The 20,930-nt window shown below is 52.7% G+C and carries 17 protein-coding genes and 1 riboswitch; of the genes, 5 read left to right on the forward strand and 12 right to left on the reverse strand.

What is annotated here, in order from left to right; all coding sequences use genetic code 11:
- Positions 1-54: 54 nt before the first annotated feature.
- Genes NSU01_RS22995 through NSU01_RS23005 form a run of 3 tightly spaced genes read right to left on the reverse strand, consistent with a single transcriptional unit; the run spans position 55 to position 4,051 of the window.
- Positions 55-2,949 (reverse strand): spore germination protein, encoded by a 2,895-nt coding sequence (locus NSU01_RS22995; protein WP_256703802.1) that lies wholly within the window; start codon positions 2,947-2,949, stop codon positions 55-57.
- Positions 2,950-2,963: 14 nt separating this feature from the next.
- Entirely contained in the window at positions 2,964-3,389 is a 426-nt protein-coding gene (locus tag NSU01_RS23000) for a stage V sporulation protein AB (protein ID WP_042138659.1), read from the reverse strand.
- 2 nt (positions 3,390-3,391) lie between these two features.
- On the reverse strand, positions 3,392-4,051 hold the full coding sequence (locus tag NSU01_RS23005) for a stage V sporulation protein AA (protein WP_076243365.1): 660 nt from the start codon (positions 4,049-4,051) through the stop codon (positions 3,392-3,394).
- Positions 4,052-4,238: 187 nt separating this feature from the next.
- Between NSU01_RS23005 and NSU01_RS23010 the strand changes: the two genes are divergently transcribed.
- Positions 4,239-5,414 carry a hypothetical protein gene (locus tag NSU01_RS23010; protein WP_042138661.1) on the forward strand — a complete coding sequence of 392 codons (1,176 nt, stop codon included), beginning with the start codon at positions 4,239-4,241 and terminating at the stop codon, positions 5,412-5,414.
- A gap of 203 nt (positions 5,415-5,617) precedes the next feature.
- On the opposite strand, the gene NSU01_RS23015 is transcribed toward NSU01_RS23010, so the two are convergent.
- Positions 5,618-6,589: a DMT family transporter gene (locus NSU01_RS23015; RefSeq protein ID WP_042138662.1), complete on the reverse strand. Its 972-nt coding sequence runs from the start codon at positions 6,587-6,589 to the stop codon at positions 5,618-5,620.
- 129 nt (positions 6,590-6,718) lie between these two features.
- Positions 6,719-6,867: riboswitch (FMN riboswitch) on the reverse strand.
- A 227-nt stretch (positions 6,868-7,094) separates the two neighbouring features.
- On the opposite strand from NSU01_RS23015, the gene NSU01_RS23020 reads away from it, so the two are divergent.
- Entirely contained in the window at positions 7,095-8,273 is a 1,179-nt protein-coding gene (locus NSU01_RS23020; protein ID WP_076243366.1) for a substrate-binding domain-containing protein, read from the forward strand.
- Between the two features lie 266 nt (positions 8,274-8,539).
- Here the strand turns inward: NSU01_RS23020 and NSU01_RS23025 are convergent, their stop codons facing one another.
- The 5 genes from NSU01_RS23025 to NSU01_RS23045 all read right to left on the reverse strand — a co-directional run bounded on the left by NSU01_RS23025 (position 8,540) and on the right by NSU01_RS23045 (position 13,642).
- The gene (locus tag NSU01_RS23025) at positions 8,540-10,018 is read right to left on the reverse strand and encodes a carboxylesterase/lipase family protein (RefSeq protein ID WP_076243367.1); all 1,479 of its coding nucleotides are present in this window, start codon (positions 10,016-10,018) and stop codon (positions 8,540-8,542) included.
- Between the two features lie 19 nt (positions 10,019-10,037).
- Entirely contained in the window at positions 10,038-11,195 is a 1,158-nt protein-coding gene (locus NSU01_RS23030; protein WP_039301649.1) for an AI-2E family transporter, read from the reverse strand.
- A gap of 388 nt (positions 11,196-11,583) precedes the next feature.
- Entirely contained in the window at positions 11,584-12,315 is a 732-nt protein-coding gene (locus NSU01_RS23035) for an SDR family oxidoreductase (RefSeq protein ID WP_076243368.1), read from the reverse strand.
- Between the two features lie 44 nt (positions 12,316-12,359).
- Entirely contained in the window at positions 12,360-13,169 is an 810-nt protein-coding gene (locus NSU01_RS23040) for a GNAT family N-acetyltransferase (protein ID WP_076243369.1), read from the reverse strand.
- Positions 13,170-13,282: 113 nt separating this feature from the next.
- Positions 13,283-13,642 carry a (2Fe-2S) ferredoxin domain-containing protein gene (locus NSU01_RS23045; RefSeq protein ID WP_076243370.1) on the reverse strand — a complete coding sequence of 120 codons (360 nt, stop codon included), beginning with the start codon at positions 13,640-13,642 and terminating at the stop codon, positions 13,283-13,285.
- Between the two features lie 146 nt (positions 13,643-13,788).
- On the opposite strand from NSU01_RS23045, the gene NSU01_RS23050 reads away from it, so the two are divergent.
- The 3 genes from NSU01_RS23050 to NSU01_RS23060 all read left to right on the forward strand — a co-directional run bounded on the left by NSU01_RS23050 (position 13,789) and on the right by NSU01_RS23060 (position 16,860).
- A complete protein-coding gene (locus NSU01_RS23050; RefSeq protein ID WP_042138668.1) occupies positions 13,789-15,378 on the forward strand; it encodes a helix-turn-helix domain-containing protein in 1,590 nt (529 codons plus the stop codon).
- 102 nt (positions 15,379-15,480) lie between these two features.
- On the forward strand, positions 15,481-16,497 hold the full coding sequence (locus NSU01_RS23055) for an ABC transporter substrate-binding protein (protein ID WP_256703803.1): 1,017 nt from the start codon (positions 15,481-15,483) through the stop codon (positions 16,495-16,497).
- Positions 16,498-16,644: 147 nt separating this feature from the next.
- Positions 16,645-16,860, forward strand: a complete 216-nt coding sequence (locus NSU01_RS23060) for a hypothetical protein (protein ID WP_076243372.1) — start codon at positions 16,645-16,647, stop codon at positions 16,858-16,860.
- Positions 16,861-16,873: 13 nt separating this feature from the next.
- On the opposite strand, the gene NSU01_RS23065 is transcribed toward NSU01_RS23060, so the two are convergent.
- The 3 genes from NSU01_RS23065 to NSU01_RS23075 are packed head-to-tail and all read right to left on the reverse strand — an operon-like array spanning position 16,874 to position 20,785.
- The gene (locus NSU01_RS23065; RefSeq protein WP_076243373.1) at positions 16,874-17,971 is read right to left on the reverse strand and encodes a GerAB/ArcD/ProY family transporter; all 1,098 of its coding nucleotides are present in this window, start codon (positions 17,969-17,971) and stop codon (positions 16,874-16,876) included.
- A gap of 35 nt (positions 17,972-18,006) precedes the next feature.
- A complete protein-coding gene (locus NSU01_RS23070) occupies positions 18,007-19,212 on the reverse strand; it encodes a Ger(x)C family spore germination protein (protein WP_042138672.1) in 1,206 nt (401 codons plus the stop codon).
- Positions 19,202-20,785, reverse strand: coding sequence for a spore germination protein (locus NSU01_RS23075; protein WP_081970067.1), 1,584 nt, complete (start codon positions 20,783-20,785; stop codon positions 19,202-19,204). The genes NSU01_RS23070 and NSU01_RS23075 overlap by 11 nt, the downstream gene beginning before the upstream one ends.
- Positions 20,786-20,930: the final 145 nt, after the last annotated feature.

A 20,930-nucleotide genomic window follows, 5' to 3' on the forward strand; every position in this document is an offset into this window, starting at 1 on the left:
GCAGACAGAGGGAACTCCATAGAATGGACTAATTTGCAGTTGATTTGTATTTTCCTACGATTTGTGTTCCTTCTCCTGCTCAGGCGGCATCCGGGTATTATCCCGTGTTTTGTTGAAGGAAGGCCTTGTTTTGGAGCTGAGCACCGGCTGGCGCAGGAGGATCTCACCCATTGCTTTTGCATTAAACGGTATAAACGGCCACAAATACGAAGAATTGTAGGAACGGTGTGTAGTCAAGAGCACCACCAGCAGCGTTGTCCCGATCATGAAGCCGGGAATCTGGAACGCGGCCACCGCCAGCAGAAGCGCAAGCCTGACAATCCGGTTGGCCAGCCCCAGCTCATAGCTCGGCGTTGCGAACATCCCGATGGAGGCCACTGCCATGTAGAGCACCACCTCGTTGACAAAAAGACCGGTCTGCACGGCGATGTCACCTACCAGTATCGCAGCAATCAGACCCATCGCCGAGCCGAGCGGTGTCGGGGTATGGACGGCGGCCATCCGCAGAAGATCCACCCCTAATTCGACGATTAGGAATTGGGCGATAAGCGGGATTTTCGCCGTCTTTTGCGGACCGATAAATTCCAGCATGGCCGGCTTCAGCTCCGGATGAAGGACCAGCAGCATCCACAGCGGCAGCAGGAACATTGAGGCAAAGATCCCGATGAAGCGCACCCAGCGCAGATAGCTTCCCATAAAAGGCGTCTGGCGGTTCTCTTCCGCATGCTGGCAGAGATCAAAGAACGTCGTCGGCAGAACCATGACACTCGGCGAGGTATCCACGAAGACCACCACTCTGCCCTCCAGCAGATGGGAGGCCACAATATCCGGCCGCTCCGAGTACCGCACCAGCGGATACGGGTTCCATCCTCCGCCGACAATGGCCTCCTCGAGCTGTTTGTCAGCAAGGGGAATCCCGTCGATATCAACGCTTTTCAGCTTATCGGTAACGGCCTGCACCTGAGTCTTGTCGACGATATCGTCAATATAGGCTACGCAGACATCGGTCCGGGTCCGGCGTCCGATCTGATGCATCTCGTATTTCAGCCCCGGGTCGCGTATCCGTCTTCTGACCAGAGCCACGTTGCTCAGCAGCGTCTCTGTGAAGCCGTCTCGCGCTCCGCGGACGACCCGTTCAATCGATGGCTCATCCGGGCTGCGCGAAGGATACGAACGGGTATCCATGATAATAACCTGGCTCTCGCCCTCGATGAAGAATACGCTCATGCCTGACAAGACTTTATTGATGCTCTCGCTGAGCAGCTCGCCCTTCTCTACCTGGACATGGGGAATATATTCGCTCATGAAGCTGGCGAATACATCGGTAGATATATTGTCCGGGGTCAGATAGGTCAGACGCTTCAGAATTTCGTCAATAATGGTATCCTTGGCGAACCCGCTGATGCAGAGCAGCGCAACGCGCCGGCCCCCAAAGGACATTTCCCTGAAGACGATATCAAAGGATGAACCCAGGCCCATGACTTCGGTCAGGGTTTTTTTGGTATCCTCCAGGTTGGTCGATACCTTATCATTGCCTTGCCAGTACTTAATAGACTCCTCCAGAGAGTCAGAACGTTCATTGTCGCGTTTCTGCTGCAGCAGATCTTTGGGCTTGCCGGCGGAGTCCGCCCCTTGACTGGACTTGGCTTTCTTAGCCTTGTTGCCGGACTGATCCCCGGCCTTCTGAGGGGCTCCAGATTTGTCTGTGTCATTACTTGAGGCCCCCCCGCTCTGCGCCTGCCTGGACGGTCCCTCTTCACCCTTATCCGCACCAGAAGCGTTCTGCTCATCTTCCTCAGGCTCTTCATCATCTCCGAATAATCTGGCAAAAAATCCTTTGTGGCTCTTCTGCGGTGTCTCCGCACCCAGTTCGTCTGATGTCTCCGTATCCTGTGACTGGCTGCCCGAAGCCGGAGCTGGCGGGTTGTCTTCGCCGGATGCTGAAGCGGTGCCTGCACCATCGTCTGCAGCGGGTCCCTCGGCTTCCTGCTTGTCCTCATCGCCGCCACTTGCTCCCTGGGCGGTAATCTTCTCTGTATCCGGGGTGCCTTGATCAGGTTTGGCCGGGCCCTCCTGATCCGGTGTACCGGCTCCATCGGAAGCCTGTAAATCGTGGTCCCCGTAACCGGTTGCTCCGGAATCCACTCCGATATCCGCACCGGACTCCGCTCCGATATCCTCACCAGATTCTGCTCCGCTTGCAGCTTTATCTCCTTGTCCAGCTGAGGCGGAATCTCCCTGCGGCTGGCCAAGCTCGTCCGCAGCTTCAGCATCCTGATTCTGTCCGTCACCGGAGTCTGCTCCGGCTCCCTGTCCCGGTCCGGCATCATCTCCAAACAAGCTGCTCAAAAATCCTTTGACGCCGCCGCCGGACTCCTGGCTATCCGAATCGTCTCCGGCTGCGCTGCTGTCCTTCGAGGTGCTGCCGGAAGCTTCGTTATCTGCTGCACCTCCTGTTTCAAGGCTGTCCGCCGCTGTGCTGCCTGCAGCCGCGCTATCCGCTGCGTCTCCTGCTTCACGGCCTTCCGCTGCTATACTACCGGCAGGCTCTGCCTCAGAGGGCCTGCCTTCTGCGCCCGGACCCGCATCCATGCCGGAACGGATTTCCGCACCGCCCTCTATAGGCCGGGTAACAGCTCCCAGCTCACCTGAAACCTCCGTCTCCTGCGGTTGTCCCCCGCCTGCATCAGCCTGATGTACAGCTTGTCCTTCTTGCTGCGGCGTGGCTCTATCAGCCCCATTCTGCTGTGCAGCCTGCGCTTCACCCTGCGGTTGACCTTTGTCAGCACCATCCCGCTGTGCAGCTAACCCTTCATCCTGCCGTTGGCCCCCGTCTGCAACACTTTGCTGTGCAGCCTGTCCTTCATGCTGCGGCGGCTTTTGCTGCTCCGGCTTGCCATGCTTTTTATCCGCTTCCACCTGATCACCGCTGTGAATATACCTAACCACCCCGTAGCCTCCTTTTACTGTCGGTATACAAACCAGTCGAACAATGAACCTGCCACTTTACCGCATACCATAGCCATCAGCAGCCCGAACAACATATGTGTCATATGCAGTCTTTTGGCCAGAATCGGCAGTACGTTCAGTACCTCCGTCAGCGCAGCGGCCAGCATACCGATGAATACTCCGTCGAACAGTCCGACCCCCAGCTCTATCAGCGGGCCTGCGGTTATTTTCCAGTTCCAGAAATCACTCATCGTGCCCAGCAGCGAACCCCCGACCATGGCCCCTTCATACCAGTGCACTTTATTGTAGGAGGAGGTCAGCTGCGCCAGCCGGGGCACCATATCAAGCACTATAAAAAGAGCGATTACCCCGCCGCCGACAGCGATTCCTCCGGCAATGCCGAGCAGCAGGTTAAGTCCGAGTGAAATTTGTGCAGTCATGCTCACTCCCCCCTGCGTCCCGATGTATCATCTCCGCGGCGTTTCATTTTGCTGTATTCCTCGTTGACGACATAGTGGTCGATATTTTTCTGATACAGGAACATCTCCACTTCGAGCGGTGTCGGCTCCTCGTTCCATTTCTTTTTGAACAAATGGTTGAAAAAAATCACCATTCCCAGCCCGATGCCCAGCGAATAAGCGATCTGGAATACATACGGATGCTCATCCCTGCGGCCGGTCAGCATCTCGACAATCCGGATCTGCACCTCCTGCATGCTGACATCGGCATGGAAATTCATGATCGTCAGCGCCGAGCCGAAGAACAACAGCAGCCATACCAGCACAAACAAAGCTATGGAAGGTTTGTTTGCCGTTGCCGGGCCTTCAATCTGCACAATCGTCCGCCCTTCGCCAATCGGCTGGATATCCGCATGCGGAAGCAGCTCATGAATCCGGGGAATCACCGTCAGCAGATCAATCAGAATCAGATTGCCGTCACTTTGCTCCGGCTGAAGCAGCAGCAGTGAATACAGCGGCTCCCGCCACTCCGGCTCGGTGATCAGAAAAGCTACATCGCGCAGCATCACACCTTTGCCTTTGGGCACGGTTACCCGGTTTTTGAGCTGTATATAAATGGCGGGAGCCGGGTGAGGATTGTCCATTGGCGGTGGCCTCCTAAGGTTGTAGTGTGAAGCAGCTGAAGATGCAAGAATAACGGTAGTATGGGAGAAAAGGTTTATTTTTACTCTTTAACCCTGTAATTCATATTTATTGAGCCGGGCATCCGAAACCTTTCGTTACTACGGCCGTCTATATTAACAGTTATTTACATAGAGAGGATGGAAGGTTATGAAAAGAGTGCTGCATCAATCATTACATCTGGCTATAAGCGCATCTATTTTACTGGCATTCACTGCTCCGCTTACAGCACATGCCGCAGAAGAAATTAACTATTATGATTCGTATATCAGCAAAACCAGCGGCGTCCAGCTCTATTCGGCGGGCCAATTGGACGGAAACCAGTTTGTCGATGCCGTCATTGCCAGACAACCGGACGGAACCTACGCCAAATGGCAGGAGCCTTTTCATTATTTCCGGAATTATGGCGGTGATGACCTGAAGTTAACGGGAACTGATGATCCGGAGCAAAGTTATGTGTACGATACCCGGAGTCAATCCATCCTGCGCAAAACCGCTTATACTCTGTCTCCGGACGGGCTTTGGGGATATCTGGAGCGCTCACGTTACCTCTTGATGCCAAATTCTCCGATGGGCAGCGGGTATGTCGGCAAATACCATGACTATTATCTTAAAAACATGAAGACAGGTGCCGTCTCGGTATATTATTCCACTCAGAGATACTACAGCGCCTATTGGCTGAACCAGCACACGCTGCTGGAGAGCGGGTACAATGAAGCTGCTAAACAGAATGTGATCAGTACTTATGATCCGTCCACCGGGGAACGGCACGAACTGCTGAAGGGCAGCATGTATAACCGGAACTTTAGCAAAGGAATCATATATTATGTGAAAAATGAGCCGCAGCGCCTGCCATGGGTATATAACCTGAAGAGCGGGACGTCACGGCTGATCACTGACTATAGCGAACTCGAAGCACTGTTTCCCGCTTCACCCTCCTCCAGACCGGAAGCAGCGCTGCCGCGGGATACCGTGCTGAAAAACCTGCCGGTCATCGAGATTCCTGTCTCCATGACATACGAATACAGTGTTAGCCTGGACGGACAGAACGCCGATGTATCTACCGTATTCTCCAGGGAGGGACAAGACTGGATTCCGGTGAAGCCGCTCGCTGCCGCGTTCGGGTGGAGCATTGAATCTGAGGACCGGGGCCACTTAAACGCCCCCTCTGCCGGTTACAGCTTTGAGATTACAAGCGCCAGCAAGAGTGTAAAGCTTACCCCTGCGAACAGCTTCAATTCCGGAAACAGGCTGTACATCTCGCAGGCACAGCTGAAGCAGCTGGGTTATAACACCATCGTAATAACTCCATACCTGCAGCAGTAATAACGGCAGCAGGACGAGCCCCTCTCCGGATGCCGGACAGGGGGAGCCGGCCAAACGGACTAAGTCCGGTTCACTCGCACATTTGAGTCATCAGCCCTACAAAAAATAAAGAGGATGTCCCGGGCCAATGCGGCTCGCGGGAACATCCTCTTTTGGTGATACCGTAACCCTGGGGTCGTCCCCTCAGGCTGCGGTAATAGTTGTTAATTCTGTTTGATAAGCTCAGCCTGATGTCCCTGACGGCTCTGCTGGCTCGAAATAAAGAACAGCGCCGTCCAGATCAGCGCAAAGCCGATAATTTGCGGCAGAGTCACAAGCTGGTGATATACAATCCAGTTAATCAGAATCCCTGTCATCGGGAAGCTGAGTTCAGCCAGCGTGGCTACAGAAGCCTTGGTTGTGTTCAGGCCCTTGTAATAGAGCAGCATGCTGAGCAATCCGGGCAGCAGAGCCTGCAGCAGGAGATTAATGGCAACAGCGGCCGAACCGCTGATTCCGCCGGTAATCTGCCACGGGGCTCCCTCCATGCTGGTGATCACGAATAAAAGCGGCAAAGCCAGAATAAAGCGCAGGGAAGTTACAGTTTCATATTTCATGGAACCCAGCAGATAGCGGCCCATGACAGTCGACCCGCCCCATAATGCGGCGGCGCCCAGCGCCATTAGACTGCCTACACCCATGAAGCTGTTCACATGGCCGAATGGAATCGTCCAGCCAAAGGTAAGCAGGTAAGTGCCTAATAGTGCAACAATGATAAGCGGTGCGAAATTCTTAGGCAGGCGTTCTTTAAGGATAACAGCGGCGAGACCAATGGCGAAGAGCGGCTGCAGCTTTTGCAGCAGCAGTACAGCATTGAAATCTCCGCTGGACAATGCTTTGGTGAACAGGATTGTAGCTATGGCCGAACCTCCCCATGACACAACCAGCAGGGCCCCGGCTTGACGAAGGCGGATCCCCTTCAGTTCGGCGCGCTGGCGCCACATTACAGGTGCAGCAACCAGGAAGAGCACAACATGCTCCAGCAGGACGATCTGTGAAGAGGTCAGGGATTTCAGCAGGATAATACGGAACAGCGGGTCAACACCCCATAGGGCTGCCCCCAGAACTACCAGCCAGAATCCGCTGCGCAGCGGTGCGGTACGGACTCCTTGAGATGAAGCAGATACATTACTCATCATTCATTCTCCTTGTCGATACAAACCCTCGATAAGAGACCAAAAGCCCCCGCGTCACCTGTAAACAGGGCAAACACCGGGGGCCATTATCAATAAAGACATCAGGGAATACACCCGCTGCCTTTACCTTATGATCCTCTCCCATCCGGACTTTACCGTCGGCTCTGGATTATCACCAGATCAGTCGCTTTCCCTTGTAAAAGAGTAACGAGTCGCGGGCTTAGCTCACTTGGAACATCACCGCCGGTCAGGAATTTCACCTTACCCCGAGAATCTTGTATTCTGTTATTTTTTTCACAATCTCAGGATAACTCCGTTTCATGAATTCGTCTAGCCTTTTTATGAAAATATACGCATTTTTTTCATCGAACGATCATTTTTATGAGAAAATGCATCATTTCGCAATTACACGAACTGCATAGTTTGGCAGAAACGGAGCCTTATTATAGAATAAGATACGAATACACTTTTTATCCATATTATAGTAACCCTAACGGAGGCCGCTGTGAAAAGATCATTTGAAACCAAGCTGTTATTCTCTATCCTTGCCTTAGCCGTCATCACAATCATAGGCTTCATTGCTTATATCATGGCTACATTTACCGGAGGCCTGCTGTTCTATGCACCGCTCGTCCTCGCCGCTTCGGCCGGACTTGCAGTATTCGCTGTAATCTTTATCTTTGAACTCTTCAGCAAACGGTTCCGCCTGATTGCGCTCGCGGCTTTTGCCGGAATCTGCCTGCTGAGCGCAGCCGGTCATGAGATCAGGCAGGCTTATGTGAACAGTCTTGCCGAAGTAAGGGAGCAGGAGGTCAATCTGTTCCAGTACGCACCTTTTGAAGTAAATACCAAAGCCGCCAGCCTGGATCATAAGGCAGCCTATTATATTCAGGAACAAATGCCCCGGCTGGACGGCGCAACTGCGCTTTACCCGTTGTATTCCGCCTTTGCCCAAGCCGTGTATCCGCCGGATACGTATAATCACAGCATTTACGAGGTCGGTAATGATCTCGTGTTATGTACCACCACCTCCGAAGCCTACAAACGGCTGATTAAAGGAGATGCGGATATCATCTTTGCTGCGGGCCCCTCACTTGCCCAGACCAAGCAGGCGAAGCTGGCAGGCCGTGAGCTGAAGCTTACCCCTATAGGACGCGAAGCATTCGTCTTCTTTGTCAACAAGCGCAATCCGGTTAATGGACTGACCACTGAGCAAGTGAAGGATATCTATTCCGGCACACTGACGAATTGGAAGCAGGTCGGCGGCAAGAAAGCATCCATCCGGGCGTTTCAACGGGACGAGAACAGCGGCAGCCAGACCATGCTTGAGAAACTCATGGAGGACCGGACGCTGATGAGCCCCCCGAAGGAGAATGTTGCAGACGTCATGAACGGGATTATCAGCCTGACCGCCAGCTACCGCAATTACAATAATGCACTCGGCTTCAGCTTCCTGTTCTACGCCTCAGAGATGAACGCCAGCGATGAGATTAAGCTGCTGGAGATCGGGGGTGTGCCTCCCGCCAAGGAGAGCATCCGCAGCGGGGCATACCCCTTCGCAGCAGAATTCTACGCGGTAACTGCGGGAAGCACCAACCCCAATATTGAGCCATTTCTGGAGTGGATTCTGTCCCCGGAGGGACAGGAGCTGGTCGAGAAAACGGGTTATACCCCGGTGAACTAATGATTTCGGACCGCATGTTCCTGATTCGGTGGCGTGCACTGAGTATAACTTAAAAAGCAGCAGCCCTCTTGCCGGAGAATTAGACTCTCCGGTAAGGGCTGCTGCTTTTTTCATGATCAATAAAGTTTGCCGTAGTTAGGCCAATTCTCCGGAATGAGGGGCACTTCTGCCCCTCATTCCCGCTTTCCGCCCACTTCCGGCGAATTCAAGGGCACTTCTGCCCCTCATTCCGGTATGTCACGCCTTCTTGAAATCAAAAGCCGCGTTCACCCTGCGTAATGCTCAAAAATCCGTCTGCGCTTCTCTCCGTCCGGATCGTTCACTACACGCGAGACCTGATCGAACAGCAGCGTAGCACGCTGCTCAGGTGTGTACTGCGGCCACGCAAGTTCCGGTGCAGACGGATCTCCACAGTGGGCAAAGGCTGTCCAGGCTCTCTGCATCGCTTCGGCCACCCCTGCCATCTCAGGGGTTACCGTCAGTCCGTATTGCTTCAGCAGCGGCAGGTTGTTGAACACGTAGAGAATCTCCGCTCCGTGTATGGCCTTCTCCAGCAGCGGATGGCCGGTGACGGTCCAGTCGAACCGGTACATCCAGACCGGAGCGTGATCCAGCTGCTTCTCCGCGAACGAAATGGAGCTGGCCCAGAAGAACAGATCGGTCAGAACTTCGGCTTGCCCTTCCCAGGTTTTGCTGTAATCGGAGGTCAGCTCTGAGAGGTCTTCGATGCCCATCAGCAGCTCCAGCGACTTGAGTGAACGGTCGAAGCTTTCGCCTGCCTGCCCTTCACGGAAGAACAGATTGCCTTCATGGAGATTCGTCCCGATCAGCAGCGGGATGCCGCTTGCCGCTCCTTCGCGTACCGCCTGCGCCGGTTCTACCGGCAAGGTCAGCGGCTCAATAACCGGCTGGAAATACATGCTCAGCGAATTCCCGGACAGCTTGTACGCCATCCGTCCGGCCGCTTCCATGATCTGCAGCGCGGGCAGTGTATGCAGCAGCTGCGTGTCACCGCCGGGCTGAAGACCGAGCTCTGCCAGGAAGGCTGCCGCAATCTGTTCCCCCTGCTGACCGCTCAGGCTCTGCCCCGCACCGCTCTCCATAATTGCACGCGAGAACAGCCCCTTGGCCGCCGGCATCGCCAGCAGCGCGGCAATGCTCATGCTGCCCGCTGATTCCCCGAACACCGTAACATTCCCGGGATCACCGCCAAATACGGCGATATTCTCCCGCACCCATTCCAGAGCGGCAATCTGGTCCAGCAGTCCAAGATTGGAGCCAAGCCCCGTGCCCAGCGGGGACAGATGCATGAATCCTAGCGGACCGAGCCGGTAATTCACCGTAACAAGCACAACCCGGCCGCTTGCCGCCATGTTGGCACCGTCAAACATCGGCTGGCTACCGGCACCGGTTACAAAGGTGCCCCCATGAATCCAGACCATGACCGGCAGGGCATCCTCCTGCGCTGCTGCCGGTGACCAGACATTCAGGTACAGGCAATCTTCAGAGTACACCGGATTGCTGCCGCCAAAGCGCGTACCGCTGGTACTTACCGGCTGAAGGCTGACCGGGCCGAATTCCTTCGCCTCCCTTACAGCATTCCAGGGCTCCGGCGGCTGCGGTGCACGAAAGCGCAGCTCTCCGACAGGAGGGGCAGCAAACGGGATTCCGCGCCAGACATTCACTCCGCCGCTCTCTTCTCCCTGCAGTTGCCCATAGGCTGTAGTCACTAGTTGTCCTGTCATTACACTCATCCTTTTCGCTTTATTCCTCAGCTTTTTCTTCAATCACTTTATAGAGTCCGGAGCGGAAACGGAACCACTGAAAGATATGGGTAACAACTACTTTGAGTACGGCGTAACCCGGTACCGCGAGAATGATGCCGAGTACCCCGAACATTTTGCCGGCAAAAATAATTACAAAAATAATCGTGATCGGATGAATCTTCAGCGTTTTACCCATGATCTGCGGAGAGATAAACTTCCCTTCGATCAGCTGGACAGCAGTCCAGACAATCACCATCTTGAGCAGCATAAACGGCGAGGTTACCATGGCTACCACCAGTGCTGGCGTAATCGCGATCGCCGGTCCCAGATAAGGGACTACCGCAGTACAAGCGGCAACGATAGCAAGTACCAGGGAATACTCAAGCCCGATGATCAGATAACCAATATAGAGCAATGCGCCGATACAGCAGCTGACAATAATCTGCCCGCGGATGTAGGATGCCACCTGACTGTTCATTTCCTGCATGACCATCCGGGACTGCGGCTGCAGTGCAGTAGGAATGAACCGCATCAGGTAGTCGGGCAGTCTTTTGCCATCGCGCAGCAGATAGAACAGAATGAACGGCGTAGTCACCACTGCCAGAACAATCTCTGTCAAAGTGCCTACAAAGCTGCCTACGCCACTGGCGGCATTATTGATGAACGAGGTGCCCCAGGTAGTCACCTTGCCGGTGATATCACTGAGATCCGTACCCACACTTTCCTGAATCTTTCCGAAAAATTCACTGCCCGTCAGATGTAAGAATTCCTCCTGAATCTGCGCGCTGTATATCGGGAAGTTGTCAATCAGCCCCATCAGCTGGGTACGGATAATCGGAATAACCATCAGCAGGATCAGTGTAATAATTCCGGCTATTACGAGGTACATCGTAACAATTCCGTAAGCGCGCTTCACCTTGCTTCTCCGCTCCAGGCGGTCAACCAGCGGATTCAGCAGGTAATAAGCAACTCCCGAGAGAAGCAGCGGCGCTGCCACTGTATGCAGAAGCACTGACAACGGTTTGAATATAAACGGAATCTTGGAGAATACGAGCACGGTAACACCAATCAGTAACGCAATTAAAAGCCCCACGACAAACTTGTTATTCAGAAAAAACTTTTTGAATTTATCCGGCCAGACCTGACGTCTATCCATATACTGCCGCCCCCCTGCTGCAACACTTACGATATAAGTGTGATTAATTGCACTTTGTATTAGCATAGTCAACACGGAGGCTGCAAGTCAAATTTTCTGCCCCGCCAAAAAAGCTCTAGTGCAGTGAAGACTGCAGGCCCACCAGCAGACCTTCCACCAAAGCCAGGGAGTTCAGCGAAACCGCCTCAACATTGCTCTCAAAAACTTCTACGCTATCCTCATCCGCATGGTCTGAAATCGATCGGATTACAACAAAGGGAATCCGGTTCACACTCTGTCAGGATCGCTGCAGGCAGGTCGTGATGCACCACCTGAGCCGACAGATAATATCCCTGCAATTCAGGCTGTCATCCAGCCCTCCCGCAGCTCCGGTAAGAAGGCCAGCGGCTCAGCGCAAATAACAGCCATTATTAATATCAAACGTCGCCCCGGTGTATGCTCTCGCTTTGCGGCTTAGCATAAAAACCACCGTATCCGCAATATCCTCCGCCAGCAGCGGCTCCGGAATTAGCTGATGCTCCTGATATTCCTGCTGCCTCCAGGCCGGGATATGCCCCATCATCGGAGTGCTGGTCATCGTCGGGGCAACAGCATTCACCCGGATATGAGGGGCAAAGTTCATGGCGCAGCTTTTGGTCAAGCCGAGAACAGCTGCTTTGGTCAAGCCATACACCGCATCTGAGCTGCCTTCCTGACCGGAGACGGAGGCCATGTTAACGATGACGCCTGTCTGCTTCCGGTCCAACAGCAGGCGCCCGAAGCCCTGCGAGAAATAGACATATCCCTTGATATTGATATCCATTACCCTACTTATATCTTCGGGGGTATACTCCAGCAGACTGCGCCCCAGATATATGCCTGCATTGTTGACCAGACCGTTAACCTCAGCATGTTCTTGCTGTATGTATGCGAAGAATTGCTCCACCTCGCTGTATTTGCTCACATCCACCCGGAAGGAGCAGAGATTATCTGAACCCGCCTCGGCCTGCAGTTCCTTAAGCCCCCGGCCATCCAGATCACAGGCAATCACTTCAGCACCTTCCTGCAGACTAAGCATTACTATAGCCTTACCGATTCCCGAAGCGGCCCCGGTCACAATTATTTTCATTCCCTGCAGCATTCTTAGACACTCCCTCACCTGTATTCTCCACCGGACAAACCGGCTTACTGAAACCGCAAATCAACAATACTGCCGGTCCGCTCAAAACCGATCGACTGATAGACCTTGTTGGAATCCGGGTTTGCAGCATCGGCATAGAGCATAGGAGTAATGCCCTTGCCCAGCAGCTCAGCACACAGCTCTGCTACAGCGGCACTGGCATAGCCCTGCTTACGGCAGTCCTGCGGAGTGAACACTTCATTAATCCGGGCATGTCTGGAGGACAGATGGGCCAGATTCGCCATGGACACGGGCCTATCCTGTACCATCCACAGGCGGAGCTTGCCGGATTCCGTAATATCTCTTGCGTAGCCGAGGAAATTCTCAGGTGCATTCTCGGTGCCGAACGCATCCTTCACAAAGCCGGCCAAATAGTCTGCAATGACCGGGATATAGCCAGCATCTGCCTGCAGCAGCTTGCCGCTGACATTAGCGGGCTTCTTCACCTGCGGGCAATGATAGGCTTCCATGATCATATGGACATGATACAGCTTGCCTGTATTCTCACAATAAGCCTCTGCAAACAGCTTGCCTGTCTCCTTAGTCCCGTTAACCCCTGACAATCCGCGGCCCTTCAGCCGCTCCACAAGCTGGCGAACCAGGGCTCTGCCCTGATCTGCACCTACCTCCGGTGCAATCCATAACCAGGGGTTATGCCCCTCCGTGTGCGCAAAGATCAGATGATCCTCGGCTGTCTTGATCCGGAGCGATTCCGGGTTTCCGGTGATAAGGTGAAGGAGATTATATTCCACCTCTTCCTGTAAGAACGCTTCGCTGTGCAGCACTCGGTCATCCGGCTCGAAATCCACAAACATCCCGCTTCCCCCTTACTCTATCTTTTCTATCCATCATAATCCTCCGTCTGACAAAAATAAACAATCCTCCACCGAAAATTTTCCAGTGGAGGACTGCATTTTTCTTTCATATTTTATTTCTTCTTTTTACCCTTTGCCCCTTTTTCAATTGCGGCTTTCAGTCCTTCATCATAAGTGTAGAGAACATTCTCTTCCAGCCGTTCACCCTTCAGCACCTTGCGTACCAGGCTTTTGGCTGATTTGGGGGTGATATCCCTGTACCATATGCCTTCCGGATATGAGATGACTACACACGCATCCGAACATCTTCCGTTGCAGCGGGTTACTGTAGTATGAATCAGGCTGTCTGCCCCTTGCTTCCCGATTTCATCCTCTATCGCGTCAGCGACCTCTTCACCCTTATGCTTCTTGCAGTCGCTTCCGTTGCAGATCAGCAGATGGCTGACCGTCCCTTGCAGATTCCAGGTCGTCATGGAATTCCCGCCCCCTCTAGTACAACAATACCCTGTTTGTCTGTCTCCCTAAACTCTACTTACCAATCAGAGGATCGTCAATAGGGGGAAAGACTGTTATACTGTATTGAGAATGATTATCACCCAAGAAAAGAGTGACTCTGAACATGCATAAACCACCTTCCGGCAGTTCATTGCCTTATCCTCATAGTTTTTATGTCCCGGTGCGGATTGCTGCACTGGACAAAGCCGCTTCTAACCGGGGTAATTCCAGCCCGCCCTTCTCTTCCCTGCTGATTATAGTTACCGGAGGCAGCGCAACGATGGAGTGGGATGGAGCGCTTACCCGTGTGTCCAGCGGCAGTACCTTGTGCTGTGACAGCTCCGCACACATCATCCTGCAGCACAGCCATAACCTGCAGGGGGTGTGGATCGAATATATCACACTCTCCGGCACCAGCCATCCTTCCAGCCCGCTGAACAACGGTGTACCGCTCCGCAGCTGTGCGCCCCGTATTTGCGCGGTGGCGTCGCGGCTGCTGGGCAGCTGGAGCCAGCCGGAAGAGCATCAGCCTTTTGCAGTGCAGCAGCTGTTCACAGAACTGCTCACTGAGCTGTATCACAGCGCTGCTGAGAATACGGAGCCGGCGCTTCATTGGCTGGACCGTGTATTGCAATATATAGAATCCCATTATAATGAGGACTTAACGAGAGGGCAGGCGGCAGAGCTTGCCGGAGTTACCCCGGAGCACTTCTCCCGCGCTTTCCGCAAATCCACCGGTCAGACCTTTAATGAATATGTAACACTGCTGCGCATCCGCAAAGCCCAGCAGCGCATTCTGACAGGAGCCCCGAATCTGAGCACGCTGGCGCTTGAAGTCGGTTATGGTGAAGGCACCTATTTAAGCCGCAAGTTCAAACAGGTCGTGGGTCTTTCTCCTGCAGCCTATCACAGCAAGAATAAATCCGTGGTATCGCTGAACTTCAATCACACGGCCAGCCTGCAGGCGCTTGAGGTTGTTCCCCGGCTCGGAGTATATTCGGCTTGGATGGAGAGCCTGAAGCCTATTCCGTCCAAGCATAAGCTGCTAAATGAAGGAAGCAGCTCCACAGGTCTATATGAACGCTTGTCTTCTGCCCGGCCGGATGTGATTATCAGCTACTCCCTGCCTGACAAGAATAAGCAGCTGATGTCGTTAGCTCCGGTTATTGAAATCCCCTTTATGCAAATGGACTGGCGGGAACAATTCCGGCTGATTGCAGAGGTCACCGGCCGCAGACCACAGGCGGAAGCCTGGCTGAATGTCTATGACGAACAATGCCACGCGGCCAACCAACAGCTCAACCGCCGGATCGGTCCCCGGGGAACCGCAGTCGTCTGGGAGATTGGCAGGGACGCTGCATACTGCTTCAGCAGCAGCTATGGCCACGGATCTCAGATTCTGTATAATGATCTGGGCTTCCGGCCCCCAAGCAGCCTTGTAAGCGAGGGACTCCTCCGCCAAGGTTATCTGGAGGTTGCCTTCAGTGACTTCGCCGGCTACCCCGCGGATCATATATTTATTACCTGCAGCGCCGGAACGGCCGAGATGCGGGAGCCGCTCCGTTCCTTTCTTCATCGTGCAGTACAGCAGAATCAGGCGTCCGCTTCCGGCAGCAGAATCTATTTCCTGAATCAGCCTGCCATGTTCTACGGATTTGATCCGCTCTCTTCCGAAGCCCAGCTCAGGGTGCTCCTGCAGGCGCTGACATCATAAATTTACATAGCCGGACATCACATTCAGCCATAGTGTAAACCGGACAAAATCTGTAAAGTGTTATTGAGAATGATAATCGTTCTACATAAGGAGGCATACATCTTGAAAAAACCGTATTCAAGCTCTAATTCCCGGAAACAATGGATCATCTTCCCGTTGCTGCTGGCACTGACGCTTCTTGCCTCAGCTTGTGGAAACAACACATCCAATAATAGCACCGGTTCTGCTGCTGCTAATGCTACAGAAGCTCCTGCTTCGTCCCCGCAGCCGGAGACTCCAGCCGCAACCGCAGCTCCCGCCTTCAAAACAGTAACAACTGTAAATGGAGATATTGAAGTGCCGACAGCACCGCAGCGGATTGTTGCCGAAGAGTATCTGGGCAGCCTGATTGCTCTGAATACAATCCCCGTGGGTGCTCCCGGACTGACGCTGGAGAATATGTATTTCAAAGAATCACTTACCGGAGTCACCGATACCGGCACTTACGGAAAGATGTCACCGGAGAATATTATCGCCCTGAACCCGGACCTCATCATCTCCGGCAATGCCGACAGCTATGAGACACTGAGCCAGATTGCCCCTACCGTCATTGTGCCGTACGGTGATCTGAAGGATGCTCACGCGGAGCTGACTTATTTCGGCAAGCTGCTCGGCAAAGAAAAGGAAGCTGCGGACTGGCTGGCAGATTATGATAAGCGTATCGCCGCAGCCAAGGCCCGTGTGGATGCAGCGATTCCCGCTGATGCCACCTTCAGCATCCTGGAGCATGCCGACAAGTCCACCTGGGTATATGGGGACAACTTCGGACGGGGCGGACAGCCGGTCTATCAGGCACTGGGACGGAAGCCGCCAACCGAAGTGGCTGCTGAAATAATGGAGAAGCAGTGGGCAGAATTATCCTCCGAGACACTGGGCAAATATGCGGGTGATTATCTCGTTGTGACCGATAATACACAGACTGTAGAAGACTTCCAGGCAGATCCGATCTGGGGCAGCCTGCCTGCTGTCAAGAACGGACACATCTATGTATGGAAAGAAGAACGTTCCTGGTATTATGATCCGATCGCCGTTCTGGCACAGACAGAAGAGCTTGCGGACTGGCTGACTTCGGGGCAATAAATGAATATTCCTGAAGCTGTCTGGGCAGCCTTAACCGGCTCCCGGCAGCTTTTTTTGCTGATTACTCCTTCCATAAATGGAGATAATACCTGTAGCCCGCCTGCCGGAACCGGCAAATCAGCTTGCGGAGCCTAAGGAGCATCGCCCATGAAAATTCTCGCTATTTATGTCCTGTTAGCCGTCATCACCTTGCTAATGCTCACACTGGTTGATGTCTTATCAGGAATCAGCGTGAGTGCATCGTTGCATTCTCTTTCGGTAATCTTTGCCACAACCACACTGCAGGAAACGATCTGTGTGGTGATCTTCCTGGCACTCCCTTTAATCCAGGTTGTCGCCGGCGCCCTCAAACGCAGCCGCTAATCTCCAGCGAAACTTAACGGTATAGGCCGAATCTGCGCCGGATACGGTGAACAAGAAACAGCAGAACAGGAATATACGCACAGAATACCGGCAGGATATTCTCCAAAAAAACCTTCCCTTCACTCATATGCACCGGATAATTCTCTGCACTGACGAAAGAGCTGAACAGCATGACCACCGCCGCCGGAATCACCAGTTTTTGGGAATCGCGGACCTTGAAGAGATCGGCAGTTATGGCCACAGCAGCATAGCAATAAACAGTCATCTTGAAGAACACCCCGATAATGAGTGTAAGCATAACAAGTGCATCCAGACGCTGGATGAAGTTGGCTACATTCACGAGTGTGATGGTGGTAAACATCGGAAAGGTTGTACGGCTGTAGAGGTTCTCTCCGAGCACTCCCATCTCAATGGCATGGGTGAAGCTAAGCAGACAGGCGCTTAAGGTGATGGCCACGATGCCGGTTTTCTTAATCTTCCTTGATTTGTTAAAGTGCGGAAGTATAGTCGTGAAGCACACGACCTCCCCGAACGGAAAAATCCAAATGTTAGGGTAGGCAGAGCCCAGAGCCTCCCAGAGATCATTGATATGAATTGGAAACAGGTTCTTAAGCTCCACCAGTCCGGCAGCAATGACAATAAAAATACAAATCAATCCCATGACGATTATGATCCAGAAGAAAATCTCCGCCGTTCTGGCGAATACCTCGATTCCCTTGCTCAGGATGTACATTACCGCAATAATCATGATGGAATCAATAATAAGAATCGGAGTTTTGTCGTATGAAGCTGAAATTAACAGATCCCCCGCTTCACGCAGATTTCTGGAGCCGTTATAGAGCAGCACCGGGAGAAACAGCAGGCCTACTACCCAGCCTATCCAGGGGCCGAGAATCTTACGGGCATAACCGCTGATGATCAGATCCGGGAACTGCTGATACAGATGTGTAAACACAAGATAAAGCAGAACGCCCCCTGGGAGCGCCATCAGGATGGAGAGCCAGACCGCATGCCCGCTCTCCAGGCCCACGGGTACAACCAGCGCCGTTCCAAGCTCAAACAGCACAATCAAAGCAAAAAGCTGACTGGGGCCGATCGCTTCTTTTCTCATAAACCTATTCACCTTATTTCTGCATAAAAAGCTGATTATTCGGGAGCAGGGTGATACGGCTTCAGGCTCATTCCGGTACTGCGGATGTACGCCTCCACATGGAGATCCAGCTTCCCTTGAGCGAAGATATGACCCCAATTCTTATCTAGTGAAGCCCAGCCTTGGGGATCGCTGCGCTTCAGTTCATTACCGAAGTTAAAAATATCGCTCTCCATCTGCTGTGCCATCTGCAAGGCCTGCTTCACTTCGTTACCGGTCTGCTTCTGCAGCTCCTGTTCAAGCTTCACAATTTCTTCCCTCTTGCTGAGGTCAACGAACCCATCCGTTTCATTCACAATTCCTTCTTCACTGATACTTACATGAAAGACCGGCAGGCCGTCCTGAATATCAATCTTCACCTTCGTTCTTGAATACACAATATTGACGGCAATTGACTCTTTCTTATCCGCAGAATCAATATTGATTATAGTTTCTTCTATCCGGTTAAGCAGCCACTCCGTACCCCGTGCTTCCGAATCCTTCATCCAGTAGATCAGTTTGCCCTCTCTAAAAGCACCAAGTCCATGCATAACAGTCCCTGCATGTGACACGGTTTGTTCCAGATTGGATTTCTTCATGCCTTCAGAAGCATTCCCTTGAATAGACACTCCATTAATCGTCAGATCCCCTTCGCCCGTTATGCCGTTAATAATATCGAATACGTCGATCGTCCGGTTCTCTCCCCATACTCTCGAGGTATTCTGCGTCTTTTTGACCAGTCCCAAAGAAGGCAGACTTTCTATTGCAGTTAATATCTTCAGAACAGATGCTGCATCGTTGTTGCGGGCAACAAGCACTGCCGAATTGAGTCTGAGCTCATGCGACCGCTCAAAGATGTCAAATACATCGTTAATTCCGCTCCGGGCCAGGGACTCTCCCAGGACAACAAGCTGGGTGTGGGCAAAAAAAAGCTGCCGCGTTGCCCGCTTGGAGGCCTTGCGCAAAGCACCGAAAATTGTACGGTCGGTAGCAGAAACAATCACAATGGAAGGCTCTCCCGCGCTTGCTCCAAAACCTGTAGCTGTTGAGGATGGATTGACCAGCTGAAATGTCACCTTGAATTCATTGGTTTCCGGTACCAGATCTATACCGATGCCGCTGACGATAGCCAGGTCATTCAATTCTCTGCTGTTCCAGCAGCCGCTCAGCATCAGCACAATGACTCCCATAGAAATCACGCGCATAACGCCTTTAATGTTCATAGGAGTTCCTCTTCGCAGTTTTTTTGCCGGGGGCTGTGGAGCTGTTGCCCTTATTCAGCAGCCGTTTGCGGATCTTCATAAAAGTCAGAGGAGAGCGGAGAAAGGTGTCCTTCTGATTCTCGGGCACAAACGGACCCATAGGCGACATATACGGCACTCCGAGAGACCGCAGGCTGCACATGTGGGCAATCAGCATAATTGTAAAGATGGCGATACCGTACAGCCCCATAAAAGCGGCAATGACCATAATTACAAACCGCAGCATCCGGATAGAGAGCGCCATATTGAATGCCGGAGTGGCGAAGCTGGAGATACCTGTAAGCGACACAACAATAACCATTGCCGGGGATACAATTCCCGCCTGAACCGCTGCAGTCCCTAACACCAGACCTCCGATAATAGAAACCGTCTGACCGATCGGAGACGGCATACGTACACCTGCTTCGCGGATGATCTCAAAGGTAACCTCCATCATGACGGCTTCCACGAAAGCAGGAAAAGGTACCCCTTCCCGCTGCGAGGCCAAATTGATCAGCAGCGGTGTCGGAATCATCTCCTGGTGGAAGTTAAGCGCCGCCACGAAGATTGCAGGCCCATATAAAGAGATAAGCAGGCACAGGAACCGCAGCAGCCGGATCAGTGTTGAGATATCATAACGCTGATAGTAATCCTCCACGGTATGAAAGAACATAAAGAAGGTAGTCGGGGCAATCAGTACAAACGGTGTGCCGTCCACAAAGATGGCAATCCTTCCGTCCAGCAGGTTTCCCGCCACACTATCCGGCCGTTCCGTATTATAGAGTGTCGGAAATGGAGAATACTTGTTATCTTCAATAATCTGCTCAATGTAGCCTGATTCCAGAATTGAATCCACCTTGATCTCCTGAAGCTTTTTTTTGAATACCTTGATCGTCTCTTCATCTGCAATCCCATGGATATACATGATGGTGATATCGGTGTGGGTCACATCGCCAAGCTTCATCGTTTCGGTCCAGAGATCGGGATTCTTGATGATTTTGCGGACCAGGGCGATATTGGTACTGATAGTCTCCGTGAAGCTTTCCTTCGAGCCGCGGATCGCCACTTGAGTCGATGCCTCGGATACCGGTCTGACCTCACCGCCGCAGGTGCTCCCGCTCACCGCTTCACCGAGTCCGTCAACCATAATAATCGTGTCCCCCGACAGCAGCGCTTCAAGCAGTCCATTGATATCTTGAACCAGCTTCTCTTTGCCGATGCTTAGCGCATTGTCTTTAATATAGGAATACACTTCGGCTGTTGTTGCTGCGAGTAGTACATCGTCATTCAAAGATTCGAAGGACATCACATGTGAAATGAAATGGTCGACCATTTCTCTGTCCGTAATACCAATCATATATACCGCTGCTACCCGGGCCGTCCGATTGATGAGTTCATAAGTACGTATGATAAGATCCGGGCTGTTCCCCAGCCTGGCTTTGATTTGAGTAATATTCTCTTCCAGATCAGGGGAGATAGGCGGATTGTGGGGTTTCCTGCCAGCGCTGTCCACCGTTTGTGCGGCTTGGCCGGATTCTTTGGTTGTCTTATCCATAATCAGCACCTCCTGCACTTACTATTCGCCCGCTATCCTTTTTTTATGCAGCTTATGGAATGTGTGAGGAACGCGGGGCTAAGCTGCGCCAGAGCAAAGCTTACTCAAAAAAAAAGGCTGCTCCCCGCACGGAATCTCCCGTGTA

The organism is Paenibacillus sp. FSL H8-0259 (assembly GCF_037963255.1).
Lineage (GTDB): Bacteria > Bacillota > Bacilli > Paenibacillales > Paenibacillaceae > Paenibacillus_AQ > Paenibacillus_AQ phytohabitans.